Origin of the sequence: Streptomyces sp. NBC_00354 (genome assembly GCF_036106915.1) — a bacterium.
Classification (GTDB): domain Bacteria; phylum Actinomycetota; class Actinomycetes; order Streptomycetales; family Streptomycetaceae; genus Streptomyces.
Genome location: NZ_CP107983.1, coordinates 686,207 through 703,302, shown reverse-complemented (window position 1 = coordinate 703,302; position 17,096 = coordinate 686,207). Strand labels below are relative to the sequence as shown.

Sequence of the window (17,096 nt, the reverse complement as noted above, 5' to 3'; positions counted from 1 at the left end):
TGTTGGCTACTCCTCCTGTGGTAGCTGCACTGCCGCCGGCCGTACGACGACCCGGGCCCCCTCCCGGGGCGAGTCTCGGAAGTGACAAGGCAACCCCTTCCGAGGAGCTGAACCGAGATGAACACCCTGGCGTACGACGGGCCCGGCCCGTGGATCCTGTTCGTCCCGCTGATCTGGGCGGCCGTCGTCTTCGGCGTCGTCACGGTCCTGCGCCGTACGGTGTGGCGCGGCGGCCGCGGCCCGCGCGGACCCTGGGCCGCCACCCGGGGCTCGTACGGCGAGAACTCGCCGATCGCGATCCTGGGCCGCCGGTTCGCCACCGGCGAGATCGACGAGGACGAGTACTGGCGCCGGCTGTCGGTCCTGGACGAACAGTTCGGCCGCACCCGCCTCGACGGCAAGAACGGCCCCGTCTGACCATGCCGTCCGGGGTCTCAAGGGCGACGGGTGACGAGGTCCGCGCACCCGCGGACCTCCACCCCCGTCCCGCGCATCACAGGACCCGGCGCATGCAGATCCGCGGCCAGCGGTCCAGGCCGTGTTCCGCTTCGCGGTCGCGGATGTCCTTCAGGCCGGGGCTGAGCTCCCCGTCGGCGAGGCGCTCGAAGCCGCAGCGGGCGTAGTACGGGGCGTTCCACGGGACGTCCTCGAACGTGGTGAGGGTCAGTGCCGGTATGGAGTCGGCTGCCGCCCGGGCCGCCAGATGTTCCAGCAGCGACCGGCCGATACGGCGGCGCGCACCGTCCGGATGCACGGAGACCTGCTCGATGTGGAGGTTCCCGTCGACACGGTCGGCGATGAGGTAGGCCAGCGGAGCATCGGCCTCCGTGACCGCGACCCAGGCCAGTCCGGTCCGCTGGTAGCGGGCGAGTTCGTCGAGCGGCAGCGGTTCGTCGTCGGCGATCTCCGGCATGCCGATGCCGCGGAAGCATTCCCCGGCCGCCCTCTCGATGGCCTGGAGGAGGGGCAGTTCATCGATGTGCACTGCTCGAATACGCATGGCGCCCATTGTCGGCCCCCGGGCGTGCGGTGCCCCCGTCGGGGCCCGTACGTCCACAGGCTGAGACGTGTATCTCGGCCTGGTTCGTTTCGGCCGGATCCCGGCGGGCATCCCGCCATTCCTCCGCTCGCCCGGCCGGGTGGCCCGGACCCCGGGTTACGGTCCCGCGATGTATTCGAACACGCAGACAGTCGACGCACCTTCGCCCAGCCGTCGCGGCCTGCTCCGCGCCGCCGTGGCGGGCTCGGCGGCCGTGGGCTCCGTCCTCACCCTCGGTTCCGCTTTCCCCGTCTCCGCCGCTCCGGCTCCCGCTCCTGCGCCCGCCGCGCCGGAGACCGCCGGGCGGCCCGTCTCCCCGGAGGAGGCCCTGCGCCGGCTGACCGCCGGGAACCGGCGCTGGCGCACGTACCGCCAGGAGCACCCGCACGAATCGCCGTCCGTACGGCTCCAACTCACCCGGGCCCAGCACCCCTTCGCGATCGTCCTCGGCTGCGTCGACTCCCGCGTCCCCCCGGAGCTCGTCTTCGACCAGGGGCTCGGCGACCTCCTGACGGTGCGCTCCGCGGGCGAGGTGCTCGACGAAGCCGTGCTCGGCAGCATCGCGTACGGGGTCCTGGAACTGGAGATCCCGCTGGTGCTGGTCCTCGGCCACCAGTCCTGCGGGGCGGTCGGCGCCGCCGTACACGCCGACGAGACCGGCGAGCAGCTGCCCGCGCACATCCAGTACCTGGCCGACCAGATCCGGCCGTCCATCGACCACGGCCAGCACGGTGACGCCCGTGTCGACGCCACCATCGACGCGCACGCCCGGCGCACCCGCGGCCGGCTCGCCGCCGAACCGGACATCGCCCGACGCATAGCCACCGGCAAGCTGGCCGTCGTCGCCGCCCGCTACGACCTCCGCGACCAGAGAGTCCGCACCCTGGCGTAGACCAGGCTCCCCGGGGGCGCTGGAGCGCCGCCGTGCGCCCCTGGTGGAGACGGCCGGCCGGACCCCACGCTGGAACCCGGTACACCCACCAGGACGGGGGCCATGGGCGATGTCGACGTCGATGGAGAACCAGGGAAAACCGATCACCACACACGACATGGTGGTGGTCCACCGGATGTTCCGGCGCGAATTCCGGGAGGCGGCGGGCCGGGTGCGCGGGGTGCGCCACGGGAGCCGCGCGCAGGTCAGGCTGGTCGCCGACCGGCTGGCGCTGCTGCTGGACACCCTGCACCACCACCACGAGGGCGAGGACCGGCTGCTGTGGCCGAAGCTGGCCGAACGCGCCTCCGGGCACGGCGAGTTGTGGAAGCGGATGCAGGGCCAGCACGCCGACCTGGCCGACCGCCTCGGACGGGCGGGCGCCCTGCTCGGACCGTGGGCGGCCGGCGGGGCGGGCGCCCGGGGAGAGGAGCTGGCCGCCGTACTCGAGCAGGTGTCGCAGGCTGTCGAGGAGCACTTCGACCAGGAGGAACGCGAGGCGCTGCCGCTCGTCCCGGCCGTGGTGTCGCAGGCGGAGTGGGACGAGATCGGCGACGCGGCCAGCGCCGCCGTCCCCAAGAGCAAGCTGCTCACCGTCCTCGGGATGATCCTCAAGGACGCGGACCCGGGGGAGCAGATCCTGATCATGGCGCATCTGCCACTGCCGCCCCGGGTGATCTGGCGCGCCGTCGGGGAGCGCAACTTCCGACGGCTGGAAGAGCGCCTGGCAGCGGCGGTGGGGCACGGCTAGCCGGCGCCCGGCGCACGCGGGTCGGGTCCTACGAGCTCTCGCAGTCCCTGAGCCCCGCGATTGCGAGCTCGCGCTCCGCGGGGTACGCGTCCCCGCCGGGGATCGCGAGTACCGTCCGGAACTGCATGCGGGCCTCGGGGACTCGGCCTGCTGCGGAGTAGGCGTGCCCCAGCCGGCTGCGGATGGCCATCTCCATGCGGGTGTAGTGGGGCTCGTTGAGCGGGGACAGCAGCTGCTGCCGGGAGAGAGCCTCGTGCTGGAGGGCCATGGCCGCCTCCGGGTTTCCCGTGCCCAACTCCGCTGTGCCCAGCAGGCTGAGCAGGATCGCGGTCATGGGGACGTCGCCTGCCTGCTGCATCAGGTCGGCCGCCCGGCGCAGGAGCTCCTTGGCCTCGGTGAACCGGCCGAGGTCGAGCAGGACGTCGGCGGCGCAGCTCAGGGCTCTGCTGATCATGGTGGGCCGCCCGTTCGCCTCGGCGCGGGCAGTGGCCTCGGTCAGACAGAGGAGCGCCTCCCCGGTCTGCCCCAGCATGCGGTGGGCGGTGCCGAGCACGCAGAGAGTCATGGACACCAGCCAGTCGTCGTCCAGCAGCCGGGCCAGGTCGACCGCCGCGGCGAGCGGGGAGAGCGCCTGGTCGGACCGGCCCGAGTTCAGCTCGGCGGCGCCGAGCCCGCTCAGGGCCCGGGCTTCCTCGTGCCGGTCCGCGCACTGCCGGCTCAGGCGCAGTGCCTCGGTGAACGTCGCATGCGCCCGTACGGCGTTGCCCTGGTAGATGTCGATGATCCCCATGCAGTTCCGCAGCGCGGGCACCATCCGCCGGTCGGTGGCCCGGTCCGCCTGGGGGAGGGCGGCTTCCAGGGCTGCCCGGCCTTCGTGATAGCGGCCCCGGCGCAGGAAGTGGTCGGTCAGAGCCTCGGCGATCCAGCAGGCGTAGTCGGCTTCGCCGAGGCCTGCCGCGTACCCGACGACGTCGGCGAGCTCCGATGTGGCGGCGTCAAGCCAGGCATTCGCGTCCACCCGGTCCGCAAAGGGGCCTGCCGTGGGCGGCGGACCGGTGGGGAAGCCGGCGGGACCCCAGTCGCTGGCGGTCCGGGCCGCGTCCAGGTGGAGGCGGAGCGCGGCGGTGCGTGCCGCCCCGGCTTCGGCAGGGGTGGCTTCCGCGAGTCGCCGGGCATGGACCCGCACCAGGTCGTGCAGCCGGTAGCGGCCCGGACGGGGCTCCTGCAAGAGGCTCGTGTCGACCAGGCCTTCCAGGATCTGCTCGGCTTCGCGGGCCGGCCGGCCCAGCATGGCTGCTGATGTGAGCACGTCGACTTCGGCCGTCGGCGCCAGGCCCAGGGTGCGGAACCCCCGCTGCTGCGGGGGAGCGAGCTGGTCGTACGAGAGGCGGAAGGCCGCCTCGAGGCTGCGGTCCCCGGCACTGAGCTCACCGAGCCGGTGGTCGTCGTCCGCCATGCGGTGCACCAGATGTGCGAGGGTCCAGGCGGGGCGTGTCTGCAGCCGTGTCCCGGCGATGCGCAGAGCCAGCGGCAGCCCGCCGCACAGCCGGACCAGCTCGCGCGCCGCCTCCCGCTCCCCGGTCGCGCGCTCCTCCCCGACGAGATGCTCGAGCAGGGACTCCGCGTCGCCCGTCTCCAGGGGCTCCAGGGTGATCCGCCGGTCGGCGTCCAGTCCGGCCAGTCTCTGCCGGCTGGCCACGATCACCATGCTGCCCGGGCCTGCGGGCAGCAGCGGGCGTATCTGTGTGCTTCCCAGGGCGTCGTCCAGTACGAGGAGCAGCCGCAGCGAGCCGGTCGCCGCACGCCAGGCGGCGGTGAGTTCGTCCAGGTCGGCAGGTACCTCGCTGTCGGCGGTGCCGGTCGAGCGCAGGAGCCGCCGCAACACCCGCTGCGGCGAGAGCTTCTGGCGCCCCGGGCTGTGCGCGCGCAGATCGACGAAGAGGCAGCCGTCCGGATAGCGGCTGCGCAGCCCCTGGGCTGCGCGGACGACGAGTGCGGTCTTGCCGACCCCGGCAATGCCGTCGACGGCCGCGACGCCCACGGAGTCGGGTGGGGACGGCGTGGCGAGCAGGGCCCGTTCACGCTCCCGCCCGATGAGGACCCCGGTGACGCCCGGCAGTTCGTTGACCGGATGCCTGGGCCGGGGCGGGACGGGGAGGGCGGCGGGGCGGGCCGCCGCCGGTCCGAGGAGCCGTTCGTCGTCGCGGCGCAGCACGGCTTCGTACACCTGGCTCAGCGCTGCGCCGGGGCTGACCCCGAGCTCGTCGCGCAGCCGCTCGCGCATGCCCTGGTAGGCGTTCAACGCCTCGGCCTGGCGTTGGCCGGCGTACAGGGCACGCATGTGCAGCGCCAGGAGCGCCTCGTCGTACGGGGCGGAGGCCGACAGTGCGGCCAGACCGTCCAGGGCCTCGGCCGCCCGGCCCGACAGTACGAGGCATTCGAGCCGCTCGGACTGGAGGGTGATTCGCTGCTCCGCCAGCCGCCGCCGCTCGGCCTGCGCGAACGGCCCTGGAAGACCGGCCAGGGGCTCCCCCCGAAACAGGGCGAGCGCATCGGTGAGCCGAGCCATCGCGGTGACCACATCGCCGGACGCCTTCGCCCGCTGCGCGTCCTGGACCTGCTCGGCCAACTCGGCCACGTCGATGCGGATCCCGTCCACGGCGATGCCGTACCGGCCCTGGCTGCTGCGGATCACCGAGTGCTCCAGCCCGGTGCCCTCCAGGTCGAGGGCCTTGCGCAGCGCGAAGACGTAGCTCGGCAGCACCCGGCGGCCGGACCCCGGCAGCGCCGCACCCCACACCCCGTCGAGCAGGTCCTCGTGGCTGACCGAGGTGCCCGGCCGCAGCGCCATCACGGCCAGCACGGCCTGTCGCCGGACGGGTCCCAGGTCCACCGGCGTCGTTCCCCGCCAGGCCCGGACCGGCCCGAGCAGCGCGATCCGGAGCCGCTGCGGAGATTCCCCGTCCACTCGATTCCTTTCACGCGCATCATCGAAATTTCATCAGCATTGCAGCGCCCCCGGCGATGCTTGGCAAGGCTCATGGTGCACGTGACGAATGCCGGATGTCTTGAAATTCGGGGGGATGTATGACGGGTTCGACCGCCGCGCGCCGCGCCGCGGTGCCGGGATGGGGTGGCAGCAGGGACGTGACCAGGTATTTGTGCGCGGCTGCATACCTGGATCGTGATTATGCGAAGTCCCTCGTCAAGGGTGTGGCGGCCGAGCCTCATCTGGGCGTGGCCGCGGCCCCGGCCTGCGACGTCCCGGTGGTGCTCAGACACGCATACCTCGCCAACGCCCGCAGGCACGCGCGGGACATCCTGCTGGCCGTCCTGTTGCTGCTGGTCCTGGTCTTCCAGGTATGGGTCGCAATGCCCGGGATCAGCCTGCTGGTGTTGTTCCTCGCCTGGATGACGGTGTTCTCCTTCGAGCTCGCCACCAAGTACGGCAGGCCCATGCAGAGTCTGAGCCCGGACAGGTTCGACGCCGCGGCCGCTCCTGCGCCGATCAACGAGAGCGCAGCTGCGCGCTTGCGCCAGATCGGTGAGTACGCCAAGGGAAACGTCACCACGTACAGCGGTTACTCGCCGTTCGCCGGGTACGGGTCCGAACGCGACTCGTGGTCATTGGCCTTCGACGTCACGTCGCCGAGCCGGCCGGGGATCGAGCCGCAGGACTTCGACGTGACGGACCTCTACGCCCATGTCGCCGGCCGGCTCGGCACGTTGGGCCTTCCCTGTCTGGAAATCGAGGAACGGCTCTTCGTCGACGGCCGGGCCCTCCGGGAGGACAGGCGCCTCCTCCCCGATCCGCTCGGCCGTCCCGTCGCCGCCATCACGCCCGAGTCCATGGACGCCCTGAAGCGGTCGCCGCAGGAGAAGGCCCGGCCCTACCTCGCCGTGCACTCCACGGGCTGGGGCGGGGAGCTGGTGACGTCTCTGTTCATCCGTTTCGTCCGCTCGGACTCGAGCCTCGTCGTGGAGGCGGTGCCGACCGTGTTGTTCCCCCTGCGCGACCGCTACCGGGTCATCGACACCCTGATGCCCCGCCCTCCGCTGCGCGAGGTCGTCACGCTCCTGATGGGAACCCTGGTCTCCACCGTGTTCCAGCTGCTGGCCTCGCCGGTGCGCGCGATCACGGGCTTCGCACCCGACCACTGGATGTACTTCCGGGTCCGCGAGCAGGACAAGCTGATCACGCAGCTGCGCCGCTTCGACTACGGGGCCCGGCAGGCGGTGCGCCGCAACGCCGCGGACAAGAGTCATCAGCGCTACTTCCAGGAAGCGGACAGCGGCATGGTCCTGAAGGCGATCGAAAAGCGGGTACTGAACGCGATCGTGGAGTTCGCGGAGGCGCACGGCATCCACACGGATGAGCTCGTGCAACGCCAGGAGTTGATTATCAATCACGGGATCATCGCGAGCCATGGAGCGAGCGTCCAATCCAGCTCGGTCGCCTCCGGTGAGAACTCCAAGATCACAGCGAAGATTCTCAAGAAAATACCGCTTGTGAAAATGGACTGACAACGGTGAAGAGCGAGGAAAGAAATGCGGAGAAACGACGGGATCATCGCCACGGGCGGCTCGAATGTCATATCCGCCGCTGTCGCGAGCGGCAGGAACGCGCAGGCCGAGGTCAGCACCAGCGGGTCGATACAGGTCGGCGAGGGCCGACAGCAATCGCCTCAGGAGATCCGGGATCTGGTCTCCCGGCTGATCGACGAACTCCGCCGCTCCGATCACCCCGACCGCGCAGACCTGATCGAGACGGCGGAGGACGCGCGCGAGGAACTCGCCTCCGAAATCCCGCGCCTGGGCAAGCTGAGGACGCTCGCCAGGGCGCTCGTGAGTGCGGTGGCGGGGTTCACTGCCCTGGCCTCCCTCGCGGTGCCGATCGAGGAGGCAATTCGCGGCCTGTAGACAGCCCTTGGAGACCGGAAATCCGAAGGAAGGAAACGAGGGAGTTCACAGGAGATGACCACGCCATCCTCCCGGCCCACCGGGCCCGACTACGTCCGCGTCGGATTCACCGTGCTTCCACGGTGGCTGCTGTGGCTGGTGGCGGCTCTGGTGGTGGTGGGTGGGGGGAGCGCGGGCGTGCTTCTCGCCGTGGCTCCCACGCCCATGGAGCGGGCGGAGCGGGCCGCGGCCGATGGGGCCTTGAGCGGCCTGCCGTCGAGAGCGGACTCCGGCTCCTCCGTGCCGTCGGCCGTCGTCCCGCCTCCCACCCTGCGATCGGCCGAGCCTGCTCGTTCCTCCGCTCCGTCCGCAGCGGGCACCTCTCCCGTTCAGCCTCCGGCCGAGACCGGACCGGCTCGTCCCGACGACCCGGGCGAGGTCGTGGAGGAGTACTACCAGGACATCGCGAACCAGGACTTCGCAGCAGCCTGGGAGCTCGGCGGCAGGAACATCGCCCACACCTCCTACGCGAAATGGGTGGCGGGCTACGACACGACAGCGAGCATCTCGCTCAGCTCGGTGAACACCGTGAACCCCGGCCGGGTCCGTGTCCTGATCCGCGCGATCCAGGCGGACGGCTCACTGAGGGTGTACCAGGGGACCTACACGGTGTCCGGAGGCGTGATCGTCGGCGCGGACGTCACTGAGAAGTGACCCGACGGCATTTCATCGCGAACGGCTAGGAGCGGTACACGCGGAGGTCCGAGACCTCGTACGACATCTCGGAGACACCGGGGTCGGGGGCCGGGTGGTAGCGGCCCGCGCTCACCGACAGGTTCACGATGATGTACGCCCGCCAGCGCCGGCCCACCCCGCTGCGGTCGGCGAACGCGCGCGTGCCGTTGACCCACCAGACGACCGAGTTCGCACCGAACTTGACCTTGAGGTCGACCCACGCGCCGGGCTGCACGGCGGCGTCGCGGAAGTAGAACGATCCGCCGCCCCGCACATGGTTGGAGAGTTCCAGCAGGTCCGGGTTGTCGGGGTGGTACTCGAAGACGTCGACCTCCTGGCCGCCGTCCCGCCAGGTCCAGATCGCGGGCCAGGCGCCGACCGCCTCCGGCAGTCTGACCCGGGCTTCCAGCACGTCCTCCGCGCGCAGCAGGAACCCCTCGTCGCTGCCCTCGGTGGTCAGCAGGCCGGTGTCCCAGTTGCCGTCCGGCCGCCGGGTGGCGCGGAAGGTCCCGGCGCGGCTGTAGGCGGGATCGTCGGTCAGGTGATCGAGTTTGCTGTCGCCCGGATTGACCGGGCCGCCGTCGGGATAGGCCCAGGACCGCCCGGCGACCCACCGGGACGTAGAGCCGAAGTCGGCCGAGAAGACGAGTGCGCCGGGGCGCCGGAACTTGGCGAGGAGTTGCGAGATCACCCAGCAGCTCTGCCCGCGGCGCGCCGTCCGCATTCCGGTGATCTTTATCCGATCGGCCCGGGATGGGGCACTTCGGGGCACTTCGGGGCGCCGAGGGCGCCCGCGGCGCACGCCGGTCAGGAGCCGGACTGCTGGATCTTCTCGGCGCGCTCCGCGTGCTTCTCCTTGATGCGGACGGCTTCCTTGCGGACCTCGGCCTGGGTGGTGCGCTCCTTCTGGAGCCACTCCGGGTTCTCCTGCTTCAGCGCGTCGATCTGCTCCGTGGTGAGGGCCTCAGTGACCCCGCCGCGCGCGAGACCGGCGATCGAGACGCCGAGCTTGGCCGCGACCACGGGCCGGGGGTGCGGTCCGCTCTGTCGCAGATCCTGCAGCCACTGGGGCGGCTCGGCCTGCAGCGCGTTCAGCTCGCTGCGGGTCACGACACCTTCCTGGAACTCAGCGGGGGTGGCTTCGAGGTACACACCCAGCTTCTTCGCCGCGGTGGCGGGCTTCATGGTCTGGGTGGTCTTGTGCGACGTCATGGGGTCAAGAGTATCGAGCGTGTGCGCTACTTCTGACCACGGCCGGTAACCTGGCCGGGTGACAGGCCCGGAAGCATCTCCTTCAGCATCTCCTTCGTTCCGGCTCGCGTACGTCCCGGGAGTGACGCCCAGCAAGTGGGTGCGGATCTGGAACGAGCGCCTGCCCGGCATCCCGCTGACCCTCCTCCAGGTGTCCGCCGCCGAAGCCCCCGACATGCTGCGGGGCAGCGGTGCCGACGCCGGGTTCGTGCGGCTGCCGATCGACCGGACGGGCCTGGCCGCGATCCCCCTGTACACGGAGACCACGGTCGTCGTGGTCCCGAAGGACCACATCGTGGCCGCCGTGGAGGAGGTGTCCACCGGGGACCTCGCCGACGAGATCGTGCTGCACCCCCTCGACGACACCCTGGAGTGGGAGAGCCTGCCCGGGCGGCCCGCGCTCGAACGCCCCGCCACCACGGCGGACGCGATCGAACTGGTGGCGGCCGGGATCGGAGTCCTCGTCGTCCCGCAGTCCCTCGCGCGGCTGCACCACCGCAAGGACCTCACGTACCGGACGGTCACGGACGCCCCCGAGTCGCGGGTCGCGCTGTCGTTCCCGGACGGCGAACCCACCGACCTGGTCGAGGAGTTCATCGGGATCGTGCGCGGCCGGACCGTCAACAGCACCCGCGGCCGTGCCCAGACCCCGCCGCAGCCGAAGCAGCGCAAGCGCCCCGAAGCGGCCGGCGCGGGGCGCAAGCCCACGGCCGGGACGTCGGGCGGCAAGAACCCGCGCGGCGGCTCCGGCGGTGCGAAGGGCGGAGCCAAGGGCGGAGCCAAGGGCGGCAAGAGCAGCAAGGGCGGCAAGCCCCGCCGCCGGCCGTAGCGCCGCCCGCCTGCCCACCCGGTCCGCTGAAGGTCACGCACGGTCACGCTCGGGCCCACCCGGCCCCGGCCTCCGCTCGGGCCGCTATACGCCGATCCTGACCAGCGCGAGCGTGATGTTGTCGGGGCCGCCTGCGTCGATGGCGGCCTTCCACAGCTCGAAAGCGGCCTTGCCGTCGTCGTGCACCCGCAGCAGCTCGTCGAGCTCCTCGGGCGGTACCGGGTCCGTCAGCCCGTCCGAGCACACCAGGAAGCGGCCTCCGGCGGACAGCGGCTCCGTCGAGACGTGCGGCGTGATCGCGCTGCGCCGGCGGGCGCCGCCGAGCGCCTGGGTCAGCAGGGACGTGGTGCGCTGCCCCGGTTCCAGCGGCGGATTGTCGTCCACGCTCAGCTGCCGGAGCTCCTCCGCCGTGGCGTCGAAGACCCTGCTGTCGCCGACGTTGAAGGAGATCAGCGAGTCCTCCAGTACGACGGCACCCGCGACCGTGGTGCCCATGGTGGCCAGCTGCGGATCGCTGTCGGCGGCCGCATACACCGCCTGGTTGCAGAGGACGAGCGCCTCGCGGACGGCTCCCTCACTGTCCAGGGAGGGCCCGAGCATCGCGAGTTGGCGGGCGACCAGCGCGCTCGCCACCTCGCCGGCCGGCTGCCCGCCGATCCCGTCGGCGACCGCGACTACGAGCGGCGAACCGGTCGGGAAGACGAGGGTCTGCGGATTGCGCGTCACACCGGCGCACAGCGTCCACGGCCCGACGACGAGGCTGTCCTCGTTGTGGTCCCGTACCAGCCCGGCATGGCTCAATGCGCTCACGGCTATGTACGTCATCGCTCCCCCATTGTCGCGCCGCGAACCCGAAGCCGCCCTCGGAGCCGGATCGCGGCTCCCGGCGCCCGCCGCCTCACTCGGGCTCCCGGCCGCCGCGCAGCGTCTGCCGCTGCACGAGCCGGCTGATGTCCTTCGCGGTGACGATCCCCACCAGCCGGCCCCCGTCCACCACCAGCACCGGCAGCCCGGTCCCCGGGCGCAGCTCGTCCAGGGCCTCGCCGAGCAGATCGTCCGGGGCGGCGACCGCGCACTGCGCCAGCGGGGTCGCGACATCGCGCACGCGCAGTGCGTCCCGCTGCGCATCCTGGATCCGGGCCAGCGCGCGTACGTGCACCACCCCGCTGGGGCGGCCGTCGAAATCGAGCAGCGGCAGTGCGGAATGCCGGGATTCCGCGGCCACCTCGTCGATGAACTGCCGCACGCTCTGCCAGTCGGCACCGGTCGCCACCGGGCTGGACATGGCGTCGGCCACGCGCACGCCCCGCAGGGCCGTGCGCAGCACCGCGTGCTGGCGCTCCGCGCCCGCGACGAACGCGATGAAGAGCCCGAGGAAGACGAGCCACAGCCCGCCCGACGACCCGCGCACGAAGGAGATCCAGCCCACGGCCGTCAGCAGCACGCCCATGACCTGCCCGCTGCGCGAGGCCGCCCGATCCGCCCGATCCCGGTCGCCCGTACGCCACCACAGCAGCGCCTGAAGCACCCGTCCGCCGTCGAGCGGCGCGGCGGGCAGCAGGTTGAACACGGCGAGGAAGAGGTTCGTCCACCCGAGCCAGACCAGGACGGCTGCGGGCACCGCCCAGCCGAGCAGGGCGTGCAGCCCGATCCCCGCGCCGAGTGCGGCGCCGCCGAGCAGCAGGCTGGTCAGCGGCCCGCTCACCGCCACCACGAAGGCCGCCGCGGCGGTCTGCGGCCGGCCCATCCTGGTCATCCCGCCCAGCGCCCACAGGGTGACGTCCTCGACGGAGATCTTCCTCCTGCGGGCGGTCGCGGCGTGCGCCGTCTCGTGCAGCAGCAGGCTGCCCATCAGCAGCAGGGCCCCCACGACACTGGCGAAGGTGTAGACGGCGTTCGAGCGCCCCGGAGTCCACACGGGGAGGGTCTGGCGGCCGAGCCCGTACGCGAACAGCACCACCAGCAGCGGCACGCTCCAGTGCATGCGCAGTGGCACCCCTACAACACGTCCGATCGGGACCGAGCCGTTCATCGTCGTCTCCTGCCGGCTCGGCAGCGGGTCCACACCCATTGTCACTCCGGGCGCGGACCCGTGCCGGGTGCCGCCCCGGCCCGCGGACGCGGTCGGCAGGGGGCGGCACCCGGCGGGGCTCAGCCCTCGGTGGCGGCGGCCGGAGCGGCCAGGGCCTCGTCGAGCTCCCACGCGTGGCGCTTGAACTCGCGCAGGAAGTCGGCGTGGTCCTCCCACTGGCGGGCGATGCCGCGCAGCACGTCCCAGTGGTGCTCCACCGACTGGTCGATCACCCGGCGCAGCGCCGGCTCGGCCTCCGCACGCTTCTCGACGAGCCCCTTGACCGCCGAGGCCTCCAGCACCGCGTTGCGCAGGGCGCGCAGCGCACGGGAGGTGTCGTCCATCGCGAAACCGCGCTCGCTGCCGGTGGCCTCGTCGAACAGCGGGGTGAGCCGCGCCTCGATGAAGGCGGTGATCCGCTCGAAGTGCTGCACGTCCATCGGGACTCCATCTCCTGCCGCGCGCGGTGCGGCCCGGCACATCGGGTGTTGCTTCTGCTTCCAGGCGTTCTGGCTCCGCCTGCGTGGACGCAGAATATCCGTTGAAGATCGACCGCAGGATCACCGCAGGTTCCGCGTGCGGTCCCGGAATTCTGGGAAGGAGATCCGCGGTATTCACCGTCGCTCCGCGTCCTTGCGGTGTTACCTTCCGTTCCGTCGGCGCGTGCGTCGCACTTTCGGTTGGGGGGCGGGGGAATGGTGAGCGCAACGGCGGAGCTCGGTCATGCGGAGGGGACCGACGCTTTTCTTCGGCACATGATCTGGCGGTATCCGGACCAGCGGCAGCCCGTGGTGGCGCTGCTCGGGCCCCGGCAGTCGGGCAAGACCACCATGCTCCGCTCCCTGTCCCAGGGCTGCGGATCCACGGTGGTCCACGCCCACCTCGACTTCCACGAGAACCCGCTGGACCCGGTGTCGGCCGCGGCCCTGGTGGCCTTCCAGATGATGCGCGGCTGGGACACACTGCGCCGCAGCCCCGTCTTCCACCGGTTCGCCCTCGGGCTGCTGGCCCTCAACGAGAACCTCGAGGCGGACCGCTCCCGCGCCACGGACCAGATCAAAGGCCTGATCCACCAGTACACGCGCAACACCCGCCGCGGCCGGTTCGCCATCCGGCTGGAGGAGGCCGTGGACGCCACGGTGGACGTCGTGGTCACCGGGGCGCTCAGCCCGCTGGTGCAGGGGCAGGCGCGCGAAGTGGCCACAGCCGTACGGGAACGGGCCCGGCCGGTGATCGGATCGCTGCTGCAGAGCACCGCCCGCTGGGGCCTGCGAGACGCGCTGCGCTGGCACGTCGGCATCCCGGAGGCCGAGGCTGCGGGCTCCCTCGACGCGCTGATCAGACTGAGTTCCGCGTCCCGGTCGGCCGCGGTCGGGCCGCTGCTCGCCGCGTTCCTCGCCGACGCCAAGGACCAGGCGGAACGCCACCCGGCGCTGCGCTCCTCGTGCTCCTGCGAGCTGCCGGAGGAGTACGCCGGCCGGGCCGCCCGGCACGACCACGCCTGGGTCCTCTTCGTGGACGGCGCCCAGACCCCGGCCGGCCGACGCTTCCTCGCCGCACTCGTCGCGGCGCGCATACGCAACGAGCAGAACGAGCCGGGCTCGGGGGCCGCAGCCGACCCGCTCGTCGTCCTCGCCGCCTGCGACCAGTGGCAGCCGGAATGGACCACCCGCTGGTGCGAGCCCTGGCGCACCACCCCCCTGCCGGACACCCCGCAGCGCCGCGTCCCCCTCCTCAGCCGGGCCACGCGTACGCGCTGGAACCGGCAGGACGAGGCCGGCGCCGGACCGGACCCCGCCTCGGCGGCGCACTACTGGTATCCGGTGTGGCTCGATCCGATGTCCGAGGAGCGGGTCTCGTACCTCACCGACGACGCCGCGCCGCTCGCCGCACCCGTTCCGGCGTCCGTCGTCCACGCCCTCACCGGCGGCCACTGGGGCGCCGCCATCGCCCTGCAGGAGCAGCGCGAGAGCACACCGCCGGACGCGGAGACCGGCGTACCGGACAGACCCCTGCCCGCCGTGGTCGACGCGAGCGGAAGACCGCTGTGGTCGCGGGCCCTGGAGACCAGCCTTCCCGAAGGGCTCGCCGCACCCGCGCCGGAATGGACCAACCCGCCTCCCGTCGTCCTGGCGGCCGCCTACCTGGCCGACATGCGCACCGCCGACGACCCCCGCGTACCGCAGGACATAGCCGACCTGCCGCGCAGCCTCGAGCTGTTACGCCGCAACCTGTGGGTCAGCACCTTCTTCCACCGCCCCTCCCGGATCCGGGAGGTCGGCTGGGGCGAGGCGGACAGACCCCCGGTACTGCATCCCTGGCTGAGCCGCTGCGCGCTCACCGCGCTCTCCGCCGCCACCCCGGCCGGCGCACCCGCCGCCGCTGCGGACGGGGAGCGGCCCGCCGACCCGTGGCACGACGTCTTCACCCGCCAGGCCCGGGCCCTGGCCTCCGTCGCCGCCACCCACAACGGCGCGGGCCTCGCACGCGAGGAACAGCAGCTCTTCTACGACCTGGCCCTGGGCAAGTTCGCCCCCGTGGCCGAGGCGCTGGCCAGCCGTTTCGACCGTGACCACCGCGCATGGGTGCGCCTCCTCGACTACCTGGCCTCGGCGCCGTGCCGCCTGGTCCACGAGCAGTCCGCCCACGAGTCGTACGCGCTCCTCCTCGCCGGGATCGAGCAGACCGGCCGGGACGTCGTGGCGGTCGCCACGGCCAAGCTCCTGGCCCTGCTGTGGCTGTACAACGATCCGCTCACCGAGCGCAGCCGGCGCTGGGACGCCCAGATCGAAGAGGGCTTCGAACGGCTCTCGCACAACTCCCGTCTGCTCGACGTCAGCGCCCTCCAGCAGGCGGGCGCGCTGTTCGCCTGACCCCTCCGCGCCACGCCTTCGGCGTGGCCGGGCGCACCGCAAGGAGTCCTCATGCCCGCAGGTGTACGCAACCCACGGCTCGGCCGGCTGCGCCGCCATCCCGTGCTCTCGCTGACCGCCGCCCTCCTGCTCCTGGCCGGTGCCGTGTTCGGCGGCACCTGGGGCTACGGCGTGCTGTTCCCGCCCGCGCTGTCGTGCGGGCCCGGAATGACCGCTGCCGGCACGCCGTTGGCGTGCGTCGGCGTGAACCTCGGCAGCACGCCCTTCACCAAGGGCGAACCCGAGCGCATGCACAAGCTGGAGAACACGATCCGCACCGCCAACGAGGCGGTGCAGGGGAACTCCACCAGCGTGGTGCTGATGCTGAACCTCTCGCCCGTCGAAGACGTGGACACGCTGACCTACGAATCGCTCTACCACAACATCGAGGGCGCCATAGCCGCCGTCTGGCGGGCCAACAACACGGCCGCGTACGGCAGTACACCCGGAGTGAAGCTGTACCTGGCCAACATGGGCAGCCAGTACGGGTCCTGGCAGCAGGCGGTCGCCAGCGTCAAGAAGAACGCGGCGGCCGAGCACATCTCGGCGGTCGTCGGCCTGGGCCAGAGCACCGAGCAGACCCGGCAGGCCGCCGCGGCCATCTCCGCCCAGCTGCACATCCCCGTCATCGGATCGACGGTCACCGGCAATTCGATGAACCTGGACCCCGCGGACCCGGCCGGCAAGCGGACGATCCCCGACATGTTCCGGGTCTCGCCCACCAACTCCGACTCCGTGATCGCCGCCAACCAGTACGTGTCCGGGCTGCGCCCGGCCGTGACCTCGCTCGCCGTGGTGGCGGACAGCGTCGCCGACGACGACTACACGGCCACGCTGGCGGCGGAGGCCAAGAGCCGCTTCCAGGCGACGGACCGCACGGTGACGGTGCTCCCGTACACCTCGCCCCGCAGCCTCCCGAGCGGCGCCGGCCGCCAGGACTACCTGATCCAGCAGTTCAACCTGATGCACGCCAACCTGTGCCAGGCCGCACCGTCCGTCGTGTACTTCGCCGGACGCGGCCGCGACCTCGGAGCCTTCGTGCAGAACTGGGTGCAGGGCGCGCCCTGCGGCATCCCGCAGCTGCGCATCCTGGTCGGGGACGACGCCTCCGAGGCCATCCGCGACGACGCGGTCCTCAAGGGCGTCGCCTCCGGCCGGGTGACGGTGGCGTACACGGCCCTGGCCAGTCCGGACGAGTGGGGCACCGAATGCCCCGGGTCGGACGCCAAGCGCAACTACGACCAGTTCTGGTCGGCGTTCACCGGGCGGCCCGACCCGTGCACGAAGCAGCCCCTGGCCACCACGCAGTCGGGCGCGGCACCCCTGGCCTTCGACCCGGCGGACCTCGCCAGCGGCCAGGCGATGCTCACCCACGACGCCGCCGTCGCCGCGATCAGCGCGGCCCGGCACGACGAGGCGGGCCTGAAGAACCCGGGGCTGGAGACCGGCATCCTCCACCAGTTCTACTGCGCGCAGATGCTCCCGGGGGCGAGCGGCTGGCTCTCGTTCGGCGCCGACGGTAACCCGGTCGGCAAGCCCGCCCCCATCGTCCAGCTCAACCCGGACGGGACGACGAAGACGGTCACCCTCACCTGGCCGAGTTCCGCCCCCAACCTGAGCCTGCCCCAGCGCGGCGGTACGGGGGCACCGGGCTGCTGACGCGGCGGGCATCACCGTC

The 17,096-nt window shown here is 72.1% G+C and carries 16 protein-coding genes; 9 read left to right on the top strand and 7 right to left on the bottom strand.

What is annotated here, in order from left to right; all coding sequences use genetic code 11:
* Nucleotides 1-117 precede the first annotated feature (117 nt).
* A complete protein-coding gene (locus OHT74_RS03465; protein ID WP_328619268.1) occupies nt 118-417 on the top strand; it encodes an SHOCT domain-containing protein in 300 nt (99 codons plus the stop codon).
* A 76-nt stretch (nt 418-493) separates the two neighbouring features.
* Here the strand turns inward: OHT74_RS03465 and OHT74_RS03460 are convergent, their stop codons facing one another.
* Nucleotides 494-1,000, bottom strand: a complete 507-nt coding sequence (locus OHT74_RS03460) for a GNAT family N-acetyltransferase (RefSeq protein ID WP_328619267.1) — start codon at nt 998-1,000, stop codon at nt 494-496.
* Between the two features lie 169 nt (nt 1,001-1,169).
* Here OHT74_RS03460 and OHT74_RS03455 point away from each other — a divergent pair, with 169 nt between their 5' ends.
* A complete protein-coding gene (locus tag OHT74_RS03455) occupies nt 1,170-1,931 on the top strand; it encodes a carbonic anhydrase (RefSeq protein WP_328619266.1) in 762 nt (253 codons plus the stop codon).
* A 109-nt stretch (nt 1,932-2,040) separates the two neighbouring features.
* Entirely contained in the window at nt 2,041-2,721 is a 681-nt protein-coding gene (locus OHT74_RS03450) for a hemerythrin domain-containing protein (protein ID WP_328619265.1), read from the top strand.
* A 28-nt stretch (nt 2,722-2,749) separates the two neighbouring features.
* On the opposite strand, the gene OHT74_RS03445 is transcribed toward OHT74_RS03450, so the two are convergent.
* On the bottom strand, nt 2,750-5,689 hold the full coding sequence (locus OHT74_RS03445) for an AfsR/SARP family transcriptional regulator (protein WP_328619264.1): 2,940 nt from the start codon (nt 5,687-5,689) through the stop codon (nt 2,750-2,752).
* A gap of 119 nt (nt 5,690-5,808) precedes the next feature.
* On the opposite strand from OHT74_RS03445, the gene OHT74_RS03440 reads away from it, so the two are divergent.
* From OHT74_RS03440 to OHT74_RS03430, 3 genes are read left to right on the top strand one after another with little or no spacing between them, the layout of a single operon-like run.
* Nucleotides 5,809-7,245 carry a zinc ribbon domain-containing protein gene (locus tag OHT74_RS03440; protein ID WP_328619263.1) on the top strand — a complete coding sequence of 479 codons (1,437 nt, stop codon included), beginning with the start codon at nt 5,809-5,811 and terminating at the stop codon, nt 7,243-7,245.
* 24 nt (nt 7,246-7,269) lie between these two features.
* A complete protein-coding gene (locus OHT74_RS03435; protein WP_328619262.1) occupies nt 7,270-7,641 on the top strand; it encodes a hypothetical protein in 372 nt (123 codons plus the stop codon).
* Nucleotides 7,642-7,695: 54 nt separating this feature from the next.
* Complete coding sequence (locus tag OHT74_RS03430; protein ID WP_328619261.1) at nt 7,696-8,334, top strand: hypothetical protein; 639 nt, start codon at nt 7,696-7,698, stop codon at nt 8,332-8,334.
* A 25-nt stretch (nt 8,335-8,359) separates the two neighbouring features.
* Here OHT74_RS03430 and OHT74_RS03425 read toward each other — a convergent pair whose 3' ends face one another.
* Together OHT74_RS03425 and OHT74_RS03420 are read right to left on the bottom strand one after the other, a co-directional pair.
* Nucleotides 8,360-9,079: a beta-glucanase gene (locus tag OHT74_RS03425; protein ID WP_266660497.1), complete on the bottom strand. Its 720-nt coding sequence runs from the start codon at nt 9,077-9,079 to the stop codon at nt 8,360-8,362.
* A gap of 83 nt (nt 9,080-9,162) precedes the next feature.
* A complete protein-coding gene (locus OHT74_RS03420; RefSeq protein WP_266660495.1) occupies nt 9,163-9,567 on the bottom strand; it encodes a DUF5997 family protein in 405 nt (134 codons plus the stop codon).
* Nucleotides 9,568-9,625: 58 nt separating this feature from the next.
* Here OHT74_RS03420 and OHT74_RS03415 point away from each other — a divergent pair, with 58 nt between their 5' ends.
* The gene (locus OHT74_RS03415) at nt 9,626-10,435 is read left to right on the top strand and encodes a LysR family substrate-binding domain-containing protein (RefSeq protein WP_328619260.1); all 810 of its coding nucleotides are present in this window, start codon (nt 9,626-9,628) and stop codon (nt 10,433-10,435) included.
* An 84-nt stretch (nt 10,436-10,519) separates the two neighbouring features.
* On the opposite strand, the gene OHT74_RS03410 is transcribed toward OHT74_RS03415, so the two are convergent.
* The 3 genes from OHT74_RS03410 to OHT74_RS03400 form a co-directional block, all read right to left on the bottom strand.
* Nucleotides 10,520-11,260: a PP2C family protein-serine/threonine phosphatase gene (locus OHT74_RS03410; RefSeq protein ID WP_266660491.1), complete on the bottom strand. Its 741-nt coding sequence runs from the start codon at nt 11,258-11,260 to the stop codon at nt 10,520-10,522.
* 73 nt (nt 11,261-11,333) lie between these two features.
* Entirely contained in the window at nt 11,334-12,467 is a 1,134-nt protein-coding gene (locus OHT74_RS03405; protein ID WP_328623245.1) for a site-2 protease family protein, read from the bottom strand.
* Nucleotides 12,468-12,586: 119 nt separating this feature from the next.
* The gene (locus tag OHT74_RS03400) at nt 12,587-12,946 is read right to left on the bottom strand and encodes a hypothetical protein (protein WP_266660490.1); all 360 of its coding nucleotides are present in this window, start codon (nt 12,944-12,946) and stop codon (nt 12,587-12,589) included.
* A 315-nt stretch (nt 12,947-13,261) separates the two neighbouring features.
* Here OHT74_RS03400 and OHT74_RS03395 point away from each other — a divergent pair, with 315 nt between their 5' ends.
* Nucleotides 13,262-15,379 carry a hypothetical protein gene (locus OHT74_RS03395; protein ID WP_328619259.1) on the top strand — a complete coding sequence of 706 codons (2,118 nt, stop codon included), beginning with the start codon at nt 13,262-13,264 and terminating at the stop codon, nt 15,377-15,379.
* Nucleotides 15,380-15,430: 51 nt separating this feature from the next.
* A complete protein-coding gene (locus OHT74_RS03390; RefSeq protein WP_328619258.1) occupies nt 15,431-17,077 on the top strand; it encodes an ABC transporter substrate-binding protein in 1,647 nt (548 codons plus the stop codon).
* The last annotated feature ends 19 nt before the right edge of the window (nt 17,078-17,096 follow it).

Excerpts from the sequence above, each read along its gene's own strand:
- OHT74_RS03435 (WP_328619262.1), top strand. The coding sequence starts at position 7,270 with ATGCGGAGAAACGACGGGATCATCGCCACGGGCGGCTCGAATGTCATA.
- OHT74_RS03460 (WP_328619267.1), bottom strand. The coding sequence starts at position 1,000 with ATGCGTATTCGAGCAGTGCACATCGATGAACTGCCCCTCCTCCAGGCC.
- OHT74_RS03400 (WP_266660490.1), bottom strand. The coding sequence starts at position 12,946 with ATGGACGTGCAGCACTTCGAGCGGATCACCGCCTTCATCGAGGCGCGG.
- OHT74_RS03420 (WP_266660495.1), bottom strand. The coding sequence starts at position 9,567 with ATGACGTCGCACAAGACCACCCAGACCATGAAGCCCGCCACCGCGGCG.
- OHT74_RS03405 (WP_328623245.1), bottom strand. The coding sequence starts at position 12,467 with ATGAACGGCTCGGTCCCGATCGGACGTGTTGTAGGGGTGCCACTGCGC.
- OHT74_RS03450 (WP_328619265.1), top strand. The coding sequence starts at position 2,041 with ATGTCGACGTCGATGGAGAACCAGGGAAAACCGATCACCACACACGAC.
- OHT74_RS03455 (WP_328619266.1), top strand. The coding sequence starts at position 1,170 with ATGTATTCGAACACGCAGACAGTCGACGCACCTTCGCCCAGCCGTCGC.
- OHT74_RS03430 (WP_328619261.1), top strand. The coding sequence starts at position 7,696 with ATGACCACGCCATCCTCCCGGCCCACCGGGCCCGACTACGTCCGCGTC.
- OHT74_RS03395 (WP_328619259.1), top strand. The coding sequence starts at position 13,262 with ATGATCTGGCGGTATCCGGACCAGCGGCAGCCCGTGGTGGCGCTGCTC.
- OHT74_RS03465 (WP_328619268.1), top strand. The coding sequence starts at position 118 with ATGAACACCCTGGCGTACGACGGGCCCGGCCCGTGGATCCTGTTCGTC.
- OHT74_RS03425 (WP_266660497.1), bottom strand. The coding sequence starts at position 9,079 with ATGCGGACGGCGCGCCGCGGGCAGAGCTGCTGGGTGATCTCGCAACTC.
- OHT74_RS03410 (WP_266660491.1), bottom strand. The coding sequence starts at position 11,260 with ATGACGTACATAGCCGTGAGCGCATTGAGCCATGCCGGGCTGGTACGG.
- OHT74_RS03390 (WP_328619258.1), top strand. The coding sequence starts at position 15,431 with ATGCCCGCAGGTGTACGCAACCCACGGCTCGGCCGGCTGCGCCGCCAT.
- OHT74_RS03440 (WP_328619263.1), top strand. The coding sequence starts at position 5,809 with ATGACGGGTTCGACCGCCGCGCGCCGCGCCGCGGTGCCGGGATGGGGT.